General features: G+C 69.4%; 19 protein-coding genes. 6 read left to right on the top strand and 13 right to left on the bottom strand.

Annotated elements, in window-relative coordinates:
- Positions 1–3: 3 nt before the first annotated feature.
- The 13 genes from AC07PU_RS29445 to AC07PU_RS29385 all read right to left on the bottom strand — a co-directional run bounded on the left by AC07PU_RS29445 (position 4) and on the right by AC07PU_RS29385 (position 12,210).
- Positions 4–1,329: an MmgE/PrpD family protein gene (locus tag AC07PU_RS29445; protein ID WP_495321895.1), complete on the bottom strand. Its 1,326-nt coding sequence runs from the start codon at positions 1,327–1,329 to the stop codon at positions 4–6.
- A complete protein-coding gene (locus AC07PU_RS29440) occupies positions 1,319–1,840 on the bottom strand; it encodes a LeuD/DmdB family oxidoreductase small subunit (RefSeq protein ID WP_495321894.1) in 522 nt (173 codons plus the stop codon). Before AC07PU_RS29440 ends, AC07PU_RS29445 begins: the two co-directional genes overlap by 11 nt.
- Complete coding sequence (locus AC07PU_RS29435) at positions 1,837–3,111, bottom strand: 3-isopropylmalate dehydratase large subunit (RefSeq protein ID WP_495321893.1); 1,275 nt, start codon at positions 3,109–3,111, stop codon at positions 1,837–1,839. The genes AC07PU_RS29440 and AC07PU_RS29435 overlap by 4 nt, the downstream gene beginning before the upstream one ends.
- Positions 3,108–4,064: a tripartite tricarboxylate transporter substrate binding protein gene (locus AC07PU_RS29430; protein ID WP_495321892.1), complete on the bottom strand. Its 957-nt coding sequence runs from the start codon at positions 4,062–4,064 to the stop codon at positions 3,108–3,110. The genes AC07PU_RS29435 and AC07PU_RS29430 overlap by 4 nt, the downstream gene beginning before the upstream one ends.
- A 38-nt stretch (positions 4,065–4,102) precedes the next feature.
- Positions 4,103–4,813, bottom strand: a complete 711-nt coding sequence (locus AC07PU_RS29425) for an ABC transporter ATP-binding protein (protein ID WP_495321891.1) — start codon at positions 4,811–4,813, stop codon at positions 4,103–4,105.
- Positions 4,810–5,574 carry an ABC transporter ATP-binding protein gene (locus AC07PU_RS29420; RefSeq protein WP_057590948.1) on the bottom strand — a complete coding sequence of 255 codons (765 nt, stop codon included), beginning with the start codon at positions 5,572–5,574 and terminating at the stop codon, positions 4,810–4,812. The genes AC07PU_RS29425 and AC07PU_RS29420 overlap by 4 nt, the downstream gene beginning before the upstream one ends.
- Positions 5,567–6,544, bottom strand: a complete 978-nt coding sequence (locus AC07PU_RS29415) for a branched-chain amino acid ABC transporter permease (RefSeq protein WP_495321890.1) — start codon at positions 6,542–6,544, stop codon at positions 5,567–5,569. Before AC07PU_RS29415 ends, AC07PU_RS29420 begins: the two co-directional genes overlap by 8 nt.
- The gene (locus AC07PU_RS29410; protein ID WP_495321889.1) at positions 6,541–7,413 is read right to left on the bottom strand and encodes a branched-chain amino acid ABC transporter permease; all 873 of its coding nucleotides are present in this window, start codon (positions 7,411–7,413) and stop codon (positions 6,541–6,543) included. The genes AC07PU_RS29415 and AC07PU_RS29410 overlap by 4 nt, the downstream gene beginning before the upstream one ends.
- A 268-nt stretch (positions 7,414–7,681) precedes the next feature.
- Positions 7,682–8,884, bottom strand: coding sequence for an ABC transporter substrate-binding protein (locus AC07PU_RS29405; RefSeq protein ID WP_261215011.1), 1,203 nt, complete (start codon positions 8,882–8,884; stop codon positions 7,682–7,684).
- 23 nt (positions 8,885–8,907) lie between these two features.
- Complete coding sequence (locus AC07PU_RS29400; protein ID WP_093354113.1) at positions 8,908–9,690, bottom strand: GntR family transcriptional regulator; 783 nt, start codon at positions 9,688–9,690, stop codon at positions 8,908–8,910.
- A 141-nt stretch (positions 9,691–9,831) separates the two neighbouring features.
- The gene (locus AC07PU_RS29395; RefSeq protein WP_093353970.1) at positions 9,832–10,680 is read right to left on the bottom strand and encodes a fumarylacetoacetate hydrolase family protein; all 849 of its coding nucleotides are present in this window, start codon (positions 10,678–10,680) and stop codon (positions 9,832–9,834) included.
- A gap of 46 nt (positions 10,681–10,726) precedes the next feature.
- The gene (locus tag AC07PU_RS29390) at positions 10,727–11,479 is read right to left on the bottom strand and encodes an SDR family NAD(P)-dependent oxidoreductase (RefSeq protein WP_261215006.1); all 753 of its coding nucleotides are present in this window, start codon (positions 11,477–11,479) and stop codon (positions 10,727–10,729) included.
- Positions 11,476–12,210 carry an SDR family oxidoreductase gene (locus tag AC07PU_RS29385; protein ID WP_208509329.1) on the bottom strand — a complete coding sequence of 245 codons (735 nt, stop codon included), beginning with the start codon at positions 12,208–12,210 and terminating at the stop codon, positions 11,476–11,478. Before AC07PU_RS29385 ends, AC07PU_RS29390 begins: the two co-directional genes overlap by 4 nt.
- Before the next feature lie 123 nt (positions 12,211–12,333).
- On the opposite strand from AC07PU_RS29385, the gene AC07PU_RS29380 reads away from it, so the two are divergent.
- From AC07PU_RS29380 to AC07PU_RS29355, 6 genes are read left to right on the top strand one after another with little or no spacing between them, the layout of a single operon-like run.
- Positions 12,334–13,041, top strand: coding sequence for a FadR/GntR family transcriptional regulator (locus AC07PU_RS29380; RefSeq protein WP_057590941.1), 708 nt, complete (start codon positions 12,334–12,336; stop codon positions 13,039–13,041).
- Positions 13,042–13,093: 52 nt separating this feature from the next.
- Positions 13,094–14,104, top strand: coding sequence for a sialic acid TRAP transporter substrate-binding protein SiaP (locus tag AC07PU_RS29375; RefSeq protein ID WP_398496127.1), 1,011 nt, complete (start codon positions 13,094–13,096; stop codon positions 14,102–14,104).
- 58 nt (positions 14,105–14,162) lie between these two features.
- Positions 14,163–14,720, top strand: coding sequence for a TRAP transporter small permease (locus AC07PU_RS29370; RefSeq protein ID WP_495321887.1), 558 nt, complete (start codon positions 14,163–14,165; stop codon positions 14,718–14,720).
- 21 nt (positions 14,721–14,741) lie between these two features.
- A complete protein-coding gene (locus tag AC07PU_RS29365) occupies positions 14,742–16,136 on the top strand; it encodes a TRAP transporter large permease (RefSeq protein ID WP_208509332.1) in 1,395 nt (464 codons plus the stop codon).
- Between the two features lie 34 nt (positions 16,137–16,170).
- Positions 16,171–17,697, top strand: a complete 1,527-nt coding sequence (locus tag AC07PU_RS29360) for a UxaA family hydrolase (RefSeq protein WP_495321886.1) — start codon at positions 16,171–16,173, stop codon at positions 17,695–17,697.
- A gap of 13 nt (positions 17,698–17,710) precedes the next feature.
- Positions 17,711–18,643 carry an SMP-30/gluconolactonase/LRE family protein gene (locus AC07PU_RS29355; protein WP_495321885.1) on the top strand — a complete coding sequence of 311 codons (933 nt, stop codon included), beginning with the start codon at positions 17,711–17,713 and terminating at the stop codon, positions 18,641–18,643.

Here is an 18,643-nt window from a genome sequence, read left to right as displayed (position 1 = left end):
GGGTCAGAGCCGTTGCCACAGCGCGCCGAGCGCGGTGCCGGCGGGCGCGTCGAGCACGCCATCGCAGAAGGCCTGGGCGCGCGCGGGCCCGACGGACGGCGCGACGTAGTGCGCGAACTTGGCGAGCAGGGCCGCGCGGTCCAGCGGGTTCTGGGCGTCGCCCGCGATGGTGGTCACGGTCTCTTCGTGCGTGACGCCGTCGTGCGTCAGCGCGAGCGTGGCGCCACGCTCGCGGCGCGCCGTGAGACCGGCATCGACCTCGAGCTCGACCAGCGCCTCGAGCCGGCGCAGCTCGGCGTCGTCGAAACGCGGTGCGGCATAGACCGAGGGGTCGACATCGCCGAAGCGCAGCATCGCCGCGAGGCCGAAGCTCAGGCTGAACTGCGCCTGGATCGGCGTGCGCGGCGCGCGGTTGCCGCAGTAGACGATCGCCTCCTCGTAGACCGTGAGCACGATGCGGCGGATGCCCGCGGTGTCGCCGGCCAGCCGTTCACGCAACGCACGCGCGGCGGTCGCGCCGTAGTGCACGTGGCGCACGGCCGCGAAGGGCTTGAGGTAGGCGTCGCGCAGCAGCAAGGTCGACGCATCGGGCAAGGGCTGCGAGGTGGCCGCCGCATGGTTCGCCGCGTAGTGAGCCAGCGCCCCCTCGGGCGCGTCGATGCCGGCCGCGCTCGCGAAGGCCGCCTGCAGCCCCAGCGAAGCGCTGTGGCCCAGATAGGTGTTGCGGGCGGTGCGCCCCTGCGCCACCGGCAGGTAGAGGCTGGTGGCGAGCTGGCAGGCCGCGATGTCGATGGCCTGCACGATGGCCTCGGGCGCCAGGCCCAGCAGCCGCGCCGCGCCCGCCGCCACGCCGAGCGCGGGCCAGTTGGCATCGACGTGCATGCCGGGGCGGATGCGCAGCCAGGCGCCGCAGCGCGCGCCGACCTCGTAGCCGAGCACGAAGGCATCGACAAATTCGCCGAGGCTGGCATCGCGCCGCAGCGCGAGCGGCAGCAGCGCCGCCACCAGCGGCACGCCGGGCCGGCCATGCGCGAGCGCGTGGCCTTCGCAGGCCTCGTCCCAGGTCGCGGCCATGGCGAGCACCTGCGCGGCCGCCTGCACGGCCAGCGACGGACCGGTGGGGAACGCGAAGCCGCCCGGTTCGCAGGCGGCGAGCGCGGCCTCGAGCCGGCGCACCTCGCCCGCCTGCCGGCCCGCGAGCGCGCAGCCGACGGTGTCGACCAGCAGCCGGCGCGCCTGCGAGGCGGCTTCGGCATCGGCCGGCCGCGCCGCGTGCAGCGCCACCACGGCCCGCAGCACCGCGCGTCGTGGATCGATGTCAGGCGGCATCGGCTTCCTTCTTCGCCGCCATGCGACGGCGCAACAGCGGCAGCAGGCCACCGGCCTCGACCATCTCGGTCAGGAAGCCCGGCACGGGCTCACAGGCCAGCGTCCGCCCGTCGGCGCCGCGCAGCGCGGGCGTGCCGATGTCGAGCGCGATCTGTTCGCCGTCGTGCAGCGACTCGGCCTCGGCGCAGGTCAGCAGCAGCAGGCCGACGTTGAAGGCATTGCGGAAGAAGAGCCCGCTGTACGAGGGCGCGATCACCGCGGCCACGCCCAGCTGCACCAGCACGGCCGCGGCCTGCTCGCGCGACGATCCGATGCCGAAGTTGGGGCCGGCCACGATCACGTCGCCCGAGCGCACCTCGCGCGCGAACTCGGGGCGGATGGCTTCGAGGCAGTGCTGCGCGATGCGCTCGATGCCATGCTTCATCGCATGGCCGGGCGCGAGCGCGTCGGTGTCGATGTCGGCGCCCAGGCGCCAGACACGGTGCGGGCGGTGCAGGTTTTGACCGCTCATGCCAGCACCTCGCGCGGATCGGTCACGCAGCCGCGCAGCGCGGCGGCCGCCACCGTGTAGGGCGAGCCCAGGTAGACCTGCGCGGTCGGCGAGCCCATGCGGCCCTTGAAGTTGCGCGCGGTGGTCGAGATGACGGTGATGTCGTCGCCCATCGGATCGCCATAGCCGGAGCAGGCGCCGCAGGCGGTGGGGAACAGCTCGGCGCCGGCCTCCATCAGCACCTGCAGCACGCCCTCCTCGCGCGCCAGCTCCTGGTCGCGCAGGCTCGCGGGCGCCACGATCAGGCGGATGCCGTTCGCGACCTTGTGGCCGCGCAGCACCTGCGCGGCGGCGCGCAGGTCATCGAGCTTGGCGCCGGTGCAGGCGCCGATGTAGGCCACGTCGACCGGCGTGCCGACGAAGCGGCTCACGCCATGCGCATTGGCCGGGCTGTGCGGCGCGGCCACATGGGGTTCGAGCGTGGCGGCATCGAAGCGGTGGTCCGTGAGCGCCGCATCGGCGTCGGTGAACCATGGCGCCATGTCGACCGGCGGCGCGCCCGCACCGGCCAGGAACGCGGCCGTGGTGACATCGGGCGCGATCAGCCCGGCTTGCGCGCCGAGCTCGGCGCTCATGTTCGAGAGCGTCATGCGCTCCTGCATCGACAGCGCGACCACCGCCGGGCCCGCGAACTCCACGGCCTGGTAGCGGCCGCCGTTCATGCCGAAGCGGCCGATCATGTGCAGCATCATGTCCTTGGCGGTCACGCCAGCGGGCAGCGCGCCGTCCCACCACATGCGCAGGGTCTCGGGCACGCGCAGCCAGATCTCGCCCGTGACCACCACGCCGAGCATCTCGGTGCTGCCGACGCCGAACATGTAGGCGCCGAAGGCACCGCCCGTGGGCGAGTGCGAGTCGCCGCCCACGCACAGCATGCCGGGGCGGATGTGGCCGTGCTGCGGCACCACCACGTGACAGATGCCCTGGCTGTCGTAGACATACGGCAGCTGCTGGTCGCGCGCCCAGTCGCGCGCGATGCGCACGATGCGGCGCGAGTCGTCGTCGCGCTCGGGCACGTAGTGGTCCATCACGAGCACCACGCGCGAGCGGTCCCAGATCTGCGCGCCCAGTTCCTCGAGCATGGGCTGCAGGCGGCGCGGTCCCGAGGAGTCGTGGAACATCGCCAGGTCGACGCCGCAGGTCACGATCTCGCCCACCGCCACCCGCTCGCGGCCGCTGGCGCGCGCGATGAGCTTCTGCGCCAGGGTCTGTGCTGAAGCCGTCGCGCTCATTCGGGCTTGGCTCCCGAGAACTTGACCACCTTGGCCCAGCGCACGATCTCGCTCTGCACGAAGGCCGAGAACTGCTCGCTCGAATTGCCGACGGGGATCGCGCCCTCGATCTCGAGGCGCTGGCGCATGTCGGCCTGTTGCAGCGCATGGCGCGCGGCATCGCCGATCTGTTTGATGCGCTCGGCGGGCATGCGCGCGGGGCCGAACAGGCCGAACCAGGCGCTCGATTCGTAGCCGGGCAGCGCCTCGGCGATGGTCGGCACCTCGGGGAAGGCTGGCAGCCGCTTGGCCGTGGTCACGCCCAGCGCCTTGAGCTTGCCGGCCTGGATGTGGGCCTTGACGTTGCCCACGGCCGCGAACATCAGCTGCACCTGGCCCGCGAGCACGTCCTGCACCGCGGGCGAGGTGCCCTTGTAGGGGATGTTCACGATGTCCACGCCCGACTGCATCTTGAAGGCCTCGCCCGCCATGTGCAGCGACGAGCCCACGGCGCCGATCGCGAAGTTGAGCTGGCCCGGCTTCGCCTTGGCGAGCGCGATCAGCTCGCGCACGTCCTTCGCGGGCACCGAGGGATGGGCCACCAGGATCGAGGGCGAGGTCGCGACGCAGGTGAGCGCGGTGAAGTCCTTGACCGGATCGAAGGGCAGGCTCGGATAGAGCGTGGCATTGATCGCGTGGCTGGTGAAGCTCATCAGCAGCGTGTTGCCGTCGGGCGCGGCCTTGGCCACGGCATCGGCCGCGATGTTGCCGCCCGCACCGGGCTTGTTCTCGACGATGACGTTGCGGCCCAGCGCCGGGCCCATGCTCACGGCCAGCGAGCGCGCCAGCGTGTCGGTGGAGCCGCCCGCGGGCGCGCCGACCAGGATGCGCACCGGCGCGCCGCCGATCTGCGCCAGGCTGTGGCCGGCCCATGCGGCGGCCAGCGACGAGAGGAGGATGTCGCGTCTTTTCATGTGTTGTTCTCCGGAAAATCGTGGGGGGAACGCGCGCCTCAAAGTCCCAGGTAGGCGCGCCGCAGTTCGTCGCTCACGAGCAGCTCGCCGGGCAGGCCCGAGAAGCGCACGCTGCCGTTCTCGAGCACGTAGGCGCGGTCGGCGATCTCGAGCGACTGGCCGACGTTCTGCTCGACCAGCAGCACGGCCAGGCCGCCGTCGCGCAGTTCGCGGATCAGCGTGAACATCTCCTCGACCAGCAGCGGCGAGAGGCCCAGCGAAGGCTCGTCGAGGATCAGCAGCACCGGCTCGGCCATCAGGCCGCGCGCGATGGCCAGCATCTGCTGCTCGCCGCCGCTCATGGTGCCGGCATGCTGGTCCATGCGCTCGCGCAGCCGCGGGAACAGCGCGAACGACTTCTCGAGGTTGTGCGCCCGGCGCTCGCGCGCCCGCGTGAACGAGCCGAGCTCGAGGTTCTCGCGCACGCTGAGGTTGGGAAACACCTTGCGGCCCTCGGGCACCTGGATCAGGCCGGCCTTGACGACGTCGCGGTAGTGCGCGCCGCTCAGGTCCTTGCCGTCGAAGCGCACGGTGCCGCCCCAGGCCGGGCACAGGCCGCAGACCATCTTGTTGAGCGTGGACTTGCCCGCGCCGTTGCTGCCGAGCAGCGCGACCATCTCGCCGGCGTTCACCTTGAGGTCGACGCCGCGCAGCACCTCGACGCGGCCATAGCCGCCGCGCAGGCCTTCGATTTCCAGCAGTGCGCTCATGCTGCGGCTCCCGTTGCGGCCTTGCGCAGCCGTGCCGCGGTGCCGTGGCCCAGGTAGGCCTCGACCACCCGGTCGTCGGAGGTCACCTGCGCCGGGCTGCCCTCGGCGATCAGCTGGCCCTGTGCCAGCACCCAGACATGCTCGGCGAGGTTCATCACGGCCTGCATCACGTGTTCGATCATCAGCACGGTCACGCCGCTCGCGGCGATGCCGCGCACCACCGGCATCATCTCGGCGATCTCCTGCGGGTTGAGGCCGGCGAGCACCTCGTCGAGCAGCAACAGGCGCGGCCGGGTGGCCAGCGCGCGCGCGAGCTCGAGGCGCTTGCGGCCGGCCACGGTGAGATCGGAGGCCGGCTTGTCGAGCTGCGGCGCGAGGCCCACGCGCTGCGCCACGGCCTCGGCCTCGCGCAGTGCCTCGGTGCGGCCGCGCAGGTGCAGGTGCGCGCCAACCGCGATGTTCTCGCGCACGGTCTGCGCCGCGAAGGGCTTCACGATCTGGAAGGTGCGGGTCATGCCGAGCGCGGCATTGCGGTGCGGCTCGCGGCCGGTGATGTCCTGGCCCGCGAAGCGCACGCTGCCGGCGTCGGGCTTGAGGAAGCCCGACATCAACGCGAACAGCGTGGTCTTGCCCGCGCCGTTCGGTCCGATCAGTGCGCTGAGGCTGCCCTCGCGCACGGCGAGGCTCACGTTCTGCACCGCCTTGAGCCCGCCGAAGGAACGCGAGACGCCCTCGAGCACCAGCAGGGACGATTCACTCATCGCGGCCTCCCTTCGCGCTCCAGAGCTGCCGGACCGACTGGCCGATGCCCGCGATGCCGCGCGGCACGAAGATCACGATCAGCACGAGCACGGTGCCGTAGATCACCATGTTGATGCCCGGCAGCTCGCCGAACAGGTTGCGCGTGAAGTCCGACAGCAGGTGCAGCACGACCGCGCCGAGCACCGGGCCCCACACCGTGCCCATGCCGCCGACGATGGCCGCCACCAGCGCCTCGACCGACACGGCCGGGCCGTAGGCGATGCCGGCATCGATGTACTGGAACACCTGCACGTAGAAGGCACCGGCCGCGCCCATGAAGGCGGCCGACAGGCCGATGGCCGCGAGCTTGACGCGCAAGGGATTCACGCCGACGGCGCGCGCCGCGTCCTCGTTGTCGCGCACCGCCTGCAGGTAGGCGCCGAAGCGGCCGTTGCGCAGCCAGCAGGTGACGAGCAGCGCCACCACGACCATCGCGAGCACCACCCACAGGTAGCCGGCGCGCGTGGCGAACTGCAGGTTGGCGACCGATTCGCGCAGCGGCACCATCAAGCCGACGCCGCCGCCCGTGAAGTCGACCGACAGCGCGAGGATGCGGAACACCTCGGCGAAGGCCAGCGTGACCAGCGCGAAGTACGAGCCCTTGAGGCCGTAGCGGAAGCTCAGCGCGCCGATGAACAAGCCCACCAGCGCGGCACCGGCGATGGCCAGCGGCAGCGCGATCCAGGCATTGATGCCGCCCTGCAGTTGCGCGATGGCCTGGATGTAGGCGCCGGTGCCGAAGAACAGCGCATGGCCGAACGAGAACTGGCCGCCGAAGCCGCCGAGGATGTTCCAGGCCTGCGCGATCAGCGTGGCGTAGAGCGCCATCATCACGAAGTTGAGCGTGACGCCCGAGGTCGTGACCAGCGGCACGCACGCCACCAATACCGCGAACAGCGCGATGCCCGCGAGTTGCTTCGCCGCGCTCATGCCTTGGCCCCGAACATGCCCTGCGGCCGGAACAGCACCACGCCGATGAAGATCGCGAAGATGCCGATCTGGCCCAGCGATTCGCCGAGGTAGAGGCCGCCGAGCGACTCCACCACGCCGACCAGGAAGCCGCCGATCAGCGCGCCGACGAAGCTGCCCATGCCGCCGAGCACGACGATGGTGAAGGCCACGAGCACGAAGCCGCCGCCCACCTGCGGGTTGACGTAGTAGGCCGGCAGCAGGAAGCAGGCGGCCGCGCCGAGGCAGGCCAGGCCGATGCCGAAGCTCATGGCGTAGACGTGGTCGACGTCGATGCCCATGAGCTTGGCGCCCTCCTTCTCCTTGGCGACGGCGCGGATGGCGCGGCCGAGGTCGGTGCGGCCCATGATCCAGAACAGGATGCCCGAGACCACGAGCGCGCCCGCGAAGGCCACCAGCTTGGGCACGGCGATCATCGCGGGGCCGATGGCCACGGTGCTGAGCGAATAGGCGGTGTCGATGTTGCGCGTGTCCGACTTGAAGAACAGCAGCGCGAGGTTCTCCATCACGATCGCGATGCCGAGCGTGGCGAGCAGGATGTTCTCGTCCTTGCCGTGGCCCGCGCGGTTGATGACCACGCGCTGCAGCGCATAGCCGAGCGCGAACATGCCGAGCACCACCACGGGCAGCGCGAGGTAGGGATCGATGCCCAGCCGCTCCTTGAGGAAGTACACCGCGTACAGCGCCACCATCAGGCAGGCGCCGTGCGCGAAGTTGATGATGTGCAGCACGCCGTAGATCAGCGTGAGTCCCAAGGCGATCAGTGCGTAGACGGCGCCTGTGGTGAGGCCGTTGAGCAGCGAGGGGAAGAGGATGCTGGGGTCTAGCATTTTTTGTCGTCGCGCGTGGGATGGAGGCCGCCCGGCATGCGGTGCGGGTCGAGCGACCCCACTGCGCCGGCCGCTTCGCGGCTGCCCTGCGGTGCTCGCGTTTCGCGGGGTCTCGCAGAACTCGCTTCGCTCAAACAGCTGCGAGCCCTTATCCGCGAAACGCTGCGCTCCTCGGCGGCGCAGAGGGGATCGCCCGCCCCGCACCGCACGCCGGGCTCCGCGCCTGTTCGACGGCTGCAGGAGCCCCAGGGGATCACTTTTCTCACGCTCATGCCTTCAGCGGAAACAGCGGCTCCACCTCGCGGTAGTCGCGCGGGATGATGACCTTGATGTCGTTCTTCACCACCTGCGTCATCAGCGGCTGCGCGCCCTCGTTCTGGCCATTGACGAACTTGGTGGGGCCATAGGGCATGAAGTGGTTCGAGAAGGTGCTCTTCTCGAGCGCATCGACGATCGCGGCGCGCTCGCCCGACCTGGCGCGCTCCAGCGCATCGGCCAGCAGCCACATCGAGGCATAGGTCATGAAGACCTCGTAGCTGAAGAACTGGCCCTTGGCCTCGACGCGTTTGCGCAGCTCCTGCGCGCGCTTGTCCCTGGGGTTGAACCAGTGGTTGCAGTCGATGATGCCGTTGGCCGCGTCGGGAAACTCCTTCACGAACTTGTAGCTCGAGGCCGCGCCGCCGAGCACCGAGAAGATCGCCTTGGGCACCACCTTCTGCTGCTGCATGGTGCGCACCAGCAGCGCGTACTCGTTGTAGTAGTTGGCCGGGATCACGATGTCGGGGTTGATCGACTTCATGCGCAGCACGATGTTGTTGAAGTCGCGCGTGGGGTTGGCGTGCTTCACCACCTCCTTGACCTCGAAGCCGTAGCCCGGCAGCTCGCGCGCCAGCAGCTGCGCGGTGCCGGCGCCGAACAGCGACTCCTCGTGGATCACCATCACGGTCTTGGCCGGATTGCCCGCGGCCTTGTTGAGCACCAGCAGGTTGGCCATCGCGACCTCGGTCGACTTGCGGTAGCCGGGGCCGAAGCGGAAGGTGTTCTTCAGGCCGCGCTCGACGATCTGGTCGGCCACGCCCACGTCGACCACGTGCGGCAGGTTGTACTTGGCCGCGGCCTGCGTGGTGGCCAGGCAGATCGCCGAGGCGTAGGCGCCGACGATGGCGCTGACGCCGGCCTCGTTCATCTTCTCGACCTCGGCCGCGCCCGCCTGCGGCTGCGACTGCGCGTCGCCCAGCAGGGCCTCGAGCTTCGCGCCGCCGAGCGACTTGATGCCGCCCGCGGCATTGATGTCCTCGATCGCGAGCTGCGCGCCGAGCCGGCACTGCTGGCCCGAGTAGGCGAGCGCGCCCGTCACCGGGTGCAGCACGCCCACCTTCAGCGGCTTGGGTTGGGCCCCGCCGATCAGCGGGAAGGCGAGCGCGGAGGCCAGGGTGGCGGACTGCGAAACGAAGCGGCGGCGGGTCTGCATGGGGCGTTTCCTTTTCTTTGTCTTCAGTTGAACTTGGCCGACACGTCCCGGCTGACCCAGACCTTGGCGTCGATGCTGCCGACGCGGGACAGTTGCATCTCGTAGGTGTAGCGGTCGGGGCGGTAGAAGCCGTGCAGCCACTGCACCGGGCGCTCGGCTTCGTCGTAGATCAGGCGGCGTACCGCGAGCAGGGCCGAGCCGACCGAGACGTCGAGGTGCTGCGCGAGCACGTTGTCGGCCAGGCGCGCGGAGATGGTCTGGTGGGCCCGGCCCACCTTCACGCCCGACTCCTCGAGCAGCACCAGGATCGGCTTCTTCGACAGCTCGCGGCGGCCGAAGCGGCGCGCGATCGTGTCGGGCACGTAGGTCGTGATGTGCGAGAGCGGGCCTTCGCGCGTGGAGCGCACGCGCACCGCCTTCTGCACCGGGTCGCCGAGCTGCAGCTGCAGCGCCTCGGCCACCTGCGAGGAGGCCGTGATGGTCGCGACCTCGAGCACCTTGACCGAGGTGTGCAGGCCCATGGTGACGAGGTTCTCGAGCAGGCCGCGCAGGTTGGCGCGCTCGCTGGCCGGCGCGGTCGGCGCCTCGCCCGCGACCGGGCCGATGGGCCGCGTGCGGCGGCCCGGCGTGCGCGAGATCAGCCCTTCGGCGGCGAGCTGCTCGAGCGCGCGCCGCACGGTGACGCGCGCCACGCCGAACTGCTGCATGAGCGCGAGCTCGCCCGGCAGCCCGTCGGCGGCGAAGCGGCCCTCATGCAACTGCTCCCGCAGCACCAGGTAGATCTGGTGGTACTTGGGCAAGGGCATCTGCGACATGCAGGCGATGTTTTTGCAGTTTCAATGTTCTGTCAATGGGACATTTAAAGGCGCGCGGAAACGAAAAACGGCCCCCGCGGGGGCCGTTCGTCGATCCGGAAAAGGAAATCCGGGCGGCCGCGGCCGCCTGGCTCAGAGCTTGAAGGGCACCACTTCCTGGCGCTGCTCGCCGAGGCCCTCGATGCCGAGCGCCATCACGTCGCCCTTCTTGAGGAACAGCGGCGGCTTCATGCCCATGCCCACGCCGGGCGGGGTGCCGGTGGTGATCACGTCGCCGGGTTCCAGCGTCATGAACTGGCTCACGTAGCTCACGATCTTCGCCACGCTGAAGATCATGGTCTTGGTGCTGCCGGTCTGCACGCGCTGGCCGTTGAGGTCGAGCCACATCGCGAGCTTCTGCGGGTTCTCGACCTCGTCGCGCGTCACCAGCCAGGGGCCGATGGGGCCGAAGGTGTCGCAGCCCTTGCCCTTGTCCCAGGTGCCGCCGCGCTCGATCTGGAACTCGCGTTCGCTGACGTCGTTGATGACGCAGTAGCCGGCGACGTGGTCGAGCGCGCTCTTCTGCGAGACGTAGCGCGCGCGCGTGCCGATGACCACGCCGAGCTCGACTTCCCAGTCGCTCTTGACCGAGCCCTTGGGCAGCATCACGGGATCGTTCGGGCCCTGGATGCAGCTCGTGGCCTTCATGAAGACCACGGGTTCCTTGGGCACCGGCAGGCCCGACTCGGCCGCATGGTCGGCATAGTTGAGGCCGATGGCGATGAACTTGCCGACGCGGGCCACGGGGCTGCCGTAGCGCGGCTTGCCCTTGACCGGCGGCAGCTTGTCGGTCTTGAGCTTGCGCAGCTTGGCGATGGCGGCATCGCCGAGCTGCTCGGGACCGATGTCCTTGACGACGGCGCTCAGGTCGCGCAGCTGGCCGTTGGCGTCGACGAGGCCCGGCTTCTCCTTGCCGGGGTTGCCGTAGCGGACGAGTTTCATGCTTGCTTTTCCTTGGGTGGTTGGATGGTTCTGTGGGAAGGGGCGATCAGTAGGTCGAGCGGCCGCCCGAGAGGTCGAACACCGCGCCGGTCGAGAACGAGCAGTCGTCGGTGCACAGCCAGCCTACCAGCGCCGCGACCTCCTCGACGGTGCCGAAGCGGCCCTGCGGGATCTTCGACAGCATGAAGGCGATGTGGTCGGGCGTCATCTGGTCGAAGATCGCGGTCTTGACCGCGGCCGGCGTCACGCAGTTGACGCGGATGCCGGTGTCGGCGAGTTCCTTGCCGAGCGACTTGGTGAGGCCGATCACCGCGGCCTTGCTGGCGCTGTAGGCGCTGGCGTTGGGATTGCCGTCCTTGCCGGCCACCGAGGCGATGTTGACGATGCGGCCCTGGCCTCCCTGCGCGCGCATCTGCGCCACCACCTCGCGGCAGCACAGGAACACGCCGTTGACGTTGACCTCCATCACCTGGCGCCAGTCGTCCACCGGGTAGTCCCAGAGCTTGGCGTTGGGGCCGGTGATGCCGGCGCTGTTGACCAGCGCGTCGATGCGCGGCGCATGCGCGAGCGTGGCCGCCACCGCCTTGGCCACCGAGGGCTGCTGCGAGACGTCGACCTTGAGAGCGCGTGCCTTGCCCGGGCCCAGCGACTCGGCGGCGCGCGCGGCCGCGGCCTCGTCGCGGTCCCACAGCGTGACCGTGCCGCCCGAGGCGACCAGCCGCTGCGCGATGCCGAAGCCCAGCCCGGTGGCGCCGCCGGTGACCACCGCGTGGCGGCCGGCGAAGTCGAGCTGGTTCATATCGTGATGCCGCCGTCGACCGTGAAGGCCTGGCCGGTGGCGAAGATGGATTCGTCGCTGGCGAGGAACACGACCACGGGCGCGATCTCCTCGGCGCGCGCGAGCCGGCCCATGGGCTGGCGCGCGACGAAGGCCTTGCGCGCGGCCTCGGGATCGGCATTGGCGTTGATGCGCTCGCCCAGCGAGGGCGTGTCGACCGTGCCGGGGCACACCGCATTGCAGCGGATGCCGCGCGTGACGTAGTCGGCCGCCACGCTCTTGGTGAGGCCCAGCACCGCGGCCTTGGTGGTGCCGTAGACGAAGCGGTTGGGCAGGCCCTTCATGCTCGAGCACACGCTCGCCATGTTGATGATGCTGCCGCGGCCCGCCGCGAGCATGCCGGGCAGCACGGCCTGGATGGTCCACATCTGGGCGCGCACGTTGAGCGCGAAGGCGAAGGCGAGGTCGTCGTCGCTGGCCTGCTCGATGGTGCCGTTGTGTACCACGCCCGCGCAGTTGAACAGCACGTCGAGCGGCGGCAGGGTCGACACCAGCGCGCCGATGGCGGCCTTGTCGAGCACGTCGAGCTTGGCGGCCGTGACGTTCGGCACGCCGGCGTAGCGCTCGAGCAATTGCGCGTTGACGTCGGTGGCCCAGACCTGCGCGCCCTCGGCCGCGAGCGCGAGCACGCTCGCATGGCCGATGCCCTGGCCGGCCGCGGTGACGAGCGCGGTCTTTCCCTTCAATCTCATGGTGTCTCCGATTCGGGTTTGGCCCGATGGGTGGCACGGGCCGCGCATCGTATTCTGAATTGGCCTTACCACTTGTCCAATTCAGGACAACCCTTAAACCCACTCGTCTTCTTTTCTGACCCCGTGCCGCTGCAGACCGTCGAACCCCAACGCCTCTATCGCCAGATCGCCGACCAGCTGCGCGCGCTGATCGGCCAGGGCGAGTTCGCCGTGGGCGCGCGCCTGCCGGCCGAGCGCGACCTGGCCAAGCAACTCGGCGTGAGCCGCCCCTCGGTGCGCGAGGCGCTGATCGCGCTCGAGGTCGAGGGCTGGGTCGAGGTGCGCACCGGTTCGGGCGTGTACGTGCTCGACCGCTCGCACCGCGCCAGCGCGCCGGTGGCGCCCACCGAGTGGGGGCCGCTCGAGCTGATCCGCGCGCGCCGCGTGATCGAGGGCGAGACCGCGGCCATCGCGGCGCAGATGGGCAAGCGCAAGGACGTCGATGCGATGACGCGCGCCATCGAGGTCATGCGCGAACTGGCCGACCGCAAGGTGATGCCGCTCGAGGGCGACCGCGCCTTTCACCTCGCGATCGTCGGCGCCAGCGGCAACGCGGTGCTGATCGAGACGGTGCAGAACTTCTGGGACTCGCGCAAGGGCCCGATCTTCACGCGCCTGGGCGGCTACTTCGAGACGGTGTCCTCGTGGCGCTCGGCCATCGCCGAGCACGAGGCGATCCGCGACGCGGTGGCCGCGCGCGACGCCGAGGCCGCGCGCGCCGCGATGCACGAGCACATGGACAAGTCCCACCAGCGATTCAGCGCGAGCTGGCGACGCGCGAAGCCTTCCTGACTCCTCGCCAGCATTCCTGCCACTGCCAACTAATACAACGGAGACAAGCCACATGATCAGAGACAGCAAGAACAGCAAGCGCACCGCCCTCAAGGCCCTGGCCGCCTGCGCCCTCGCGGCCGGCGCGCTCGGCGTGTCGGGCCTCGCCTCGGCCCAGACCAAGCTCAAGTGGGCCCACGTCTACGAGACCTCGGAGCCCTTCCACAAGTACTCGGTGTGGGCCGCCGAGGAGATCAAGAAGCGCAGCAACGGCAAATACGACATCCAGGTCTTCCCGGCCTCCAGCCTCGGCAAGGAAGCCGACATCAACCAGGGCCTGACGCTCGGCACGGTCGACATCGTGCTGACCGGCGCGAGCTTCGCGGGCAACAGCTACAAGCCGCTGGCCATCACCTACTTCCCGTTCATCTTCCGCGACGCCGAGCACCAGCTCAAGTACGCCAAGAGCGACGTGTTCAGGGAGCTCGCCAAGGGCTACGACGACAAGACCGGCAACCACATCACGGCGCTCAACTACTACGGCGCGCGCCACGTGACCTCGAGCGCGGCACGGCCCGTGAGCAAGCCGGAAGACATGAAGGGCCTGAAGATCCGCGTGCCCGACGCGCCGGCCTACCTGGCCTTCCCCAAGTCGCTGGGCGCCAATGCCACGCCGATCGCCTTCGCCGAGGTCTACCTCGCGCTGCAGAGCGGCACGGTCGACGCGCAGGAGAACCCGCTGCCCACCATCGAGGCGAAGAAGTTCTTCGAGGTGCAGAAGAACATCTCGTTGACCGGCCACATCGTCGACTCGCTGCTGACCGTGGTCTCGGGCCAGCTCTGGGGCAAGCTCAGCGCCGACGAGAAGAAGATGTTCAGCGACGTGATGCAGGAAGCGGCCGAGAAGACCGGCCGCGAGATCATCGCCTCCGAAGCCCGGCTGGTGGAGGAGTTCAAGAAGAAGGGCAACAACGTGATCGTGGTCGACAAGAACGCGTTCCGCGAGGCCGTGCTCAAGAACACCAAGCCGACCGACCACGGCTACCGCCAGCAGGACTACGACCGGATCATCGCCATCCAGTGAAGCCGCGCGCGGCCGGCCGCCATGGCCGGCCGCCCTTGCACGACAACGAGGAGACACGATGAGCGATGAAAAGCTGCTGGGCGACGACGGCGAGTTCCACGTCACCGACGAAGCCGTCGACCTGTCCGGCACCACGATCGAGGGCTGGGTCGCGCTGGGCCTGTTCTGGGTGCTGGGACTGACCGTCCTCTACCAGTTCATCACGCGCTACGTGCTGAACGACTCGGCCTCCTGGACCGAGGAGATCGCGCGCTACCTGCTCGTGGGCACGGTGTTCGTCGGCGCCGCGATCGGCGTGGCGCGCAACAACCACATCCAGGTCGACTTCTTCTACCGCCACCTGCCGCTCAAGGTGGGCCGCGCGCTGGGCCTGCTGGTCGACGTGCTGCGCACCGCCTTCTTCGCGGCCGCGGTGGTGATGACGGTGCAGATGATGATCAAGATCGGCAACAACGCCAGCATGACCATCGTCGACCTGCCGATGAACATCGTCTACGGCGTCTGCCTGCTGGGCTTCACCGCCATGCTGGTCCGCTCGGTGCAGGTCAGCGTGGTGCACTGGCGCCGCGGCTACTGCGTGCTGGAACGGCCCGAATCCACGATCGACGACCGCTGAGGTCAGAACCATTCCCACGACATGCTGAAGATCGTCTTTCTGCTGTTCATGAGCGCCGGCATTCCGGTCGCCGTGGCCATGGCCGGCGCCTCGCTGGTCTACATCCTCTGGAGCGGCAACCTGCCGGGCTTCGTCGTCATCCACCGCATGGTGAGCGGCGTCGACAGTTTCCCGCTGCTGGCCGTTCCCTTCTTCATCCTCGCCGGCAACCTGATGAACAACGCCGGCATCACCAACCGCATCTACAACTTCGCGCTCGCGCTGGTGGGCTGGCTCAAGGGCGGGCTGGGCCACGTCAACATCCTCGGCTCGGTGATCTTCTCGGGCATGAGCGGCACCGCGATCGCGGACGCGGCCGGCCTGGGCACGATCGAGATCAAGGCCATGAAGGAACACGGCTACTCGACCGAGTTCGCGGTCGGCGTGACCGCGGCCTCGGCCACGCTGGGCCCGATCATTCCGCCGAGCCTGCCCTTCGTGATCTACGGGATGATGGCCAACGTGTCGGTGGGCGCGCTGTTCATCGCGGGCCTGATGCCGGGCCTGATCATGACCCTGCTGATGATGCTCACGGTGGCCTACTACGCGCACAAGAACGGCTGGGGCGCCGACGTGAAGTTCCAGTGGCCGCGGCTCATGAAGGCGCTGGTCGAGCTGCTGGTGGTGTGCCTGTGGCCCACGCTGCTGTGGTTCGCGGTCGACAAGTTCGGCGCGCCCGCGCAGCCCGCGGTGCTGATCGCGCTGGCGATCCTGTTCGTGGCCGACAAGGTCTTCAGGTTCGAGGCCGTGCTGCCGATCATGACGCCGGTGCTGCTGATCGGCGGCATGGCGACCGGCCTGTTCACCGCCACCGAGGGCGCGATCGCGGCCTGCGTGTGGGCGATGGTGCTGGGCTTCTTCTGGTACCGCACGCTCAAGTGGAAGATGTTCGTCAAGGTCTGCCTCGAGACGGTGGAATCGACCTCGACCGTGCTCTTCATCGTGGCGGCGGCCTCGATCTTCGGCTGGATGCTGACCGCCACCGGCGTCACGGCCGACATCGCGAGCTGGGTGCTCAACTTCACGAAGGACGCCTGGGTCTTCCTGCTGCTCGCGAACCTGCTGATGCTGTTCGTCGGCTGCTTCCTCGAGACGACGGCCGCGATCACGATCCTGGTGCCGATCCTGCTGCCGATCTCGAACCAGCTCGGCATCGACCCGGTGCATTTCGGCGTGGTGATGGTGCTCAACCTCATGATCGGCGTGCTGCATCCGCCGATGGGGATGGTGCTGTTCGTGCTCGCGCGTATCGCCAACCTCAGCATCGAGCGCACGACGATGGCGATCCTGCCCTGGCTGGTGCCGTTGCTGCTGAGCCTGGGCATCATCACCTACTGGCCCGCCACGGTGCTGTGGCTGCCGAAGATCATGCAATGACCCCGACCGGCGATCCCGCGCCGGCCCCCACACGATGAATCCCTACATAAGACTCCATCCCGCCGACGACGTCGTCATCGCGCGCTCGCAACTGCTCGGCGGCACCGTCGTCGAGGACGTCAAGGTCCACGGCCTGATACCGCCGGGCCACAAGGTCGCGATGCGCGCCATCGCGGCCGGCGAACCGGTGCGCCGCTACAACCAGATCATCGGCTTCGCGAGCAAGGCGATCGCGCCCGGCGAGCACGTGCACGTGCACAACCTCGACATGGGGCCCGACAAGGGCGACTTCGAACGCGACTACGCCTTCGGCGCCGACGTGAAGCCCGCGCCCGCGAAACGCGAGGCCACCTTCATGGGCATCAAGCGCGCCGACGGCCGCGTGGCCACGCGCAACTACATCGGCGTGCTGACCAGCGTGAACTGCTCGGCCACGGCCGCGCGCGCGATCGCCGATCACTTCTCGCGCAAGACCAACCCGGCCGCGCTCGCGGCCTTCCCCAACGTCGACGGCGTGATCGCGCTGACGCACGGCACCGGCTGCGGCATGGACACGCAGGGCACGGGCATGCAGATCCTCGAGCGCACGCTGACCGGCTATGCCACGCATGCCAACTTCGCGGCGGTGCTGGTGGTGGGCCTGGGCTGCGAGGCCAACCAGATCAACGCCTGGCTCGCGACCGGCAACCTCGCCGAGGGCGAGAACCTGCGCGTCTTCAACATCCAGGACACGGGCGGCACGCGCAAGACGGTCGACAAGGGCGTGGCGCTGATCGAGGAGATGCTGCCGCGCGCCAATGCCGTGACGCGCGAACCCTGCAGCGCGGCCCACATCACGATCGGGCTGCAGTGCGGCGGCTCCGACGGCTATTCGGGCATCAGCGCCAACCCCGCGCTGGGCGTGGCGGTCGACCTGCTGGTGGCGCACGGCGGCACCGCGATCCTGAGCGAGACGCCCGAGGTCTACGGCGCCGAGCACCTGCTGACGCGGCGCGCGGTGCGGCGCGAGGTGGGCCAGAAGCTGGTGGACCGCATCAAGTGGTGGGAGCACTACACGGCCATCAACGAGGGCGAGATGAACAACAACCCCTCGCCGGGCAACAAGGCCGGCGGCCTCACCACCATCCTCGAGAAGTCGCTGGGCGCGGTGGCCAAGGGCGGCACCAGCAACCTCGAAGCGGTCTACGAATACGCCGAGCCGGTGACGGCGCACGGCTTCGTCTACATGGACACGCCGGGCTACGACCCCGTGAGTGCCACGGGCCAGGTGGCCGGCGGCGCCAACCTGATCTGCTTCACCACCGGCCGCGGCTCGGCCTACGGCTGCGCGCCCTCGCCTTCGCTCAAGCTCGCGACCAACTCGGCGCTGTGGAAGCGGCAGGAAGAGGACATGGACATCAACTGCGGCGAGATCGTCGACGGCACGGCCTCGATCCAGGAGATGGGCCAGCGCATCTTCGAGCTGGTGCTGGCCACGGCCTCGGGCACGCCCTCGAAGAGCGAGCAGCACGGCTACGGGCAGAACGAGTTCGTGCCCTGGCAGGTCGGCGCGGTGATGTAGGAGCGCACAGCCGATGACGACGCTTCCCTTCGGTGCGCTGGAAGGCACCGGCTTCGAGACGCTGGACCCGCGCTTCACAGGCCTGGTGCCCAAGCCCGAGCGGCTCGAGCGGCTGTGGACCGGCGGGCGCTGGTGCGAGGGCCCGGCCTGGTTCGGCGCGCTGCGCATGCTGGTGTGGTCCGACATTCCGAACGACCGCATGCTGCGCTGGGACGAGCGCAACGGCCAGGCCGCGGTGCTGCGCGAACCCGCGAACAACACCAACGGCAACACCGTCGACCGCCAGGGCCGGCTCGTGAGCTGCGAGCACCTGGCGCGCCGCGTGGTGCGCACCGAGCACGACGGCTCGATCACGGTGCTGGCCTCGCACTGGCAAGGCCGGCGGCTCAACTCGCCGAACGACGTAGTGGTGCATTCGGATGGCGGCGTGTGGTTCACCGATCCGAGCTACGGCATCCTGTCGGACTACGAAGGCCTGCGCGCCGAGAGCGAGATCGGGGGCTGCCATGTCTATCGCATCGACCCGGCCAGTGGCGCGGTCGAGCGCGTGGCCGATGACTTCGTGAAGCCCAACGGGCTGGCCTTCTCGCCCGACGAATCCCTGCTCTACATCGCCGACACCGGCGCGAGCCACGAACCGAACGGGCCGCGGCACATCCGCCGCTTCCTCGTCGAACCGGACAAGAAGAGCCTGCGTGGCGGCGAGGTGTTCGCCGAATGCACCGCGGGCCTGTTCGACGGCTTCCGGCTCGACACCGAGGGCCGGCTCTGGACCAGCGCCGCCGACGGCGTGCATGTCTACCACCCCGACGGCACGCTGCTGGGCAAGCTGCGCGTGCCCGAGCGCGTGGCCAATGTCTGCTTCGGCGGGCCCAAGCGCAACCGCCTGTTCGTCTGCGCCACCACCTCGCTCTACGCCATCACCGTGAACGCCAAAGGAATCTGA

It is taken from the genome of Variovorax sp. GW821-FHT10D07 (assembly GCF_059415325.1).
Note: the sequence above shows the minus strand (reverse complement) of the source record. Positions and strands in the feature narration are given on the sequence as shown.

What these genes read in the sequence shown, in the direction of transcription:
- AC07PU_RS29405 (WP_261215011.1), bottom strand. Translation starts at nt 8,884, where the DNA reads ATGCAGACCCGCCGCCGCTTCGTTTCGCAGTCCGCCACCCTGGCCTCC.
- AC07PU_RS29390 (WP_261215006.1), bottom strand. Translation starts at nt 11,479, where the DNA reads ATGAACCAGCTCGACTTCGCCGGCCGCCACGCGGTGGTCACCGGCGGC.
- AC07PU_RS29385 (WP_208509329.1), bottom strand. Translation starts at nt 12,210, where the DNA reads ATGAGATTGAAGGGAAAGACCGCGCTCGTCACCGCGGCCGGCCAGGGC.
- AC07PU_RS29425 (WP_495321891.1), bottom strand. Translation starts at nt 4,813, where the DNA reads ATGAGCGCACTGCTGGAAATCGAAGGCCTGCGCGGCGGCTATGGCCGC.
- AC07PU_RS29420 (WP_057590948.1), bottom strand. Translation starts at nt 5,574, where the DNA reads ATGAGTGAATCGTCCCTGCTGGTGCTCGAGGGCGTCTCGCGTTCCTTC.
- AC07PU_RS29445 (WP_495321895.1), bottom strand. Translation starts at nt 1,329, where the DNA reads ATGCCGCCTGACATCGATCCACGACGCGCGGTGCTGCGGGCCGTGGTG.
- AC07PU_RS29430 (WP_495321892.1), bottom strand. Translation starts at nt 4,064, where the DNA reads ATGAAAAGACGCGACATCCTCCTCTCGTCGCTGGCCGCCGCATGGGCC.
- AC07PU_RS29415 (WP_495321890.1), bottom strand. Translation starts at nt 6,544, where the DNA reads ATGAGCGCGGCGAAGCAACTCGCGGGCATCGCGCTGTTCGCGGTATTG.
- AC07PU_RS29370 (WP_495321887.1), top strand. Translation starts at nt 14,163, where the DNA reads ATGAGCGATGAAAAGCTGCTGGGCGACGACGGCGAGTTCCACGTCACC.
- AC07PU_RS29365 (WP_208509332.1), top strand. Translation starts at nt 14,742, where the DNA reads ATGCTGAAGATCGTCTTTCTGCTGTTCATGAGCGCCGGCATTCCGGTC.
- AC07PU_RS29355 (WP_495321885.1), top strand. Translation starts at nt 17,711, where the DNA reads ATGACGACGCTTCCCTTCGGTGCGCTGGAAGGCACCGGCTTCGAGACG.
- AC07PU_RS29395 (WP_093353970.1), bottom strand. Translation starts at nt 10,680, where the DNA reads ATGAAACTCGTCCGCTACGGCAACCCCGGCAAGGAGAAGCCGGGCCTC.
- AC07PU_RS29360 (WP_495321886.1), top strand. Translation starts at nt 16,171, where the DNA reads ATGAATCCCTACATAAGACTCCATCCCGCCGACGACGTCGTCATCGCG.
- AC07PU_RS29435 (WP_495321893.1), bottom strand. Translation starts at nt 3,111, where the DNA reads ATGAGCGCGACGGCTTCAGCACAGACCCTGGCGCAGAAGCTCATCGCG.
- AC07PU_RS29375 (WP_398496127.1), top strand. Translation starts at nt 13,094, where the DNA reads ATGATCAGAGACAGCAAGAACAGCAAGCGCACCGCCCTCAAGGCCCTG.
- AC07PU_RS29400 (WP_093354113.1), bottom strand. Translation starts at nt 9,690, where the DNA reads ATGCCCTTGCCCAAGTACCACCAGATCTACCTGGTGCTGCGGGAGCAG.
- AC07PU_RS29440 (WP_495321894.1), bottom strand. Translation starts at nt 1,840, where the DNA reads ATGAGCGGTCAAAACCTGCACCGCCCGCACCGTGTCTGGCGCCTGGGC.
- AC07PU_RS29410 (WP_495321889.1), bottom strand. Translation starts at nt 7,413, where the DNA reads ATGCTAGACCCCAGCATCCTCTTCCCCTCGCTGCTCAACGGCCTCACC.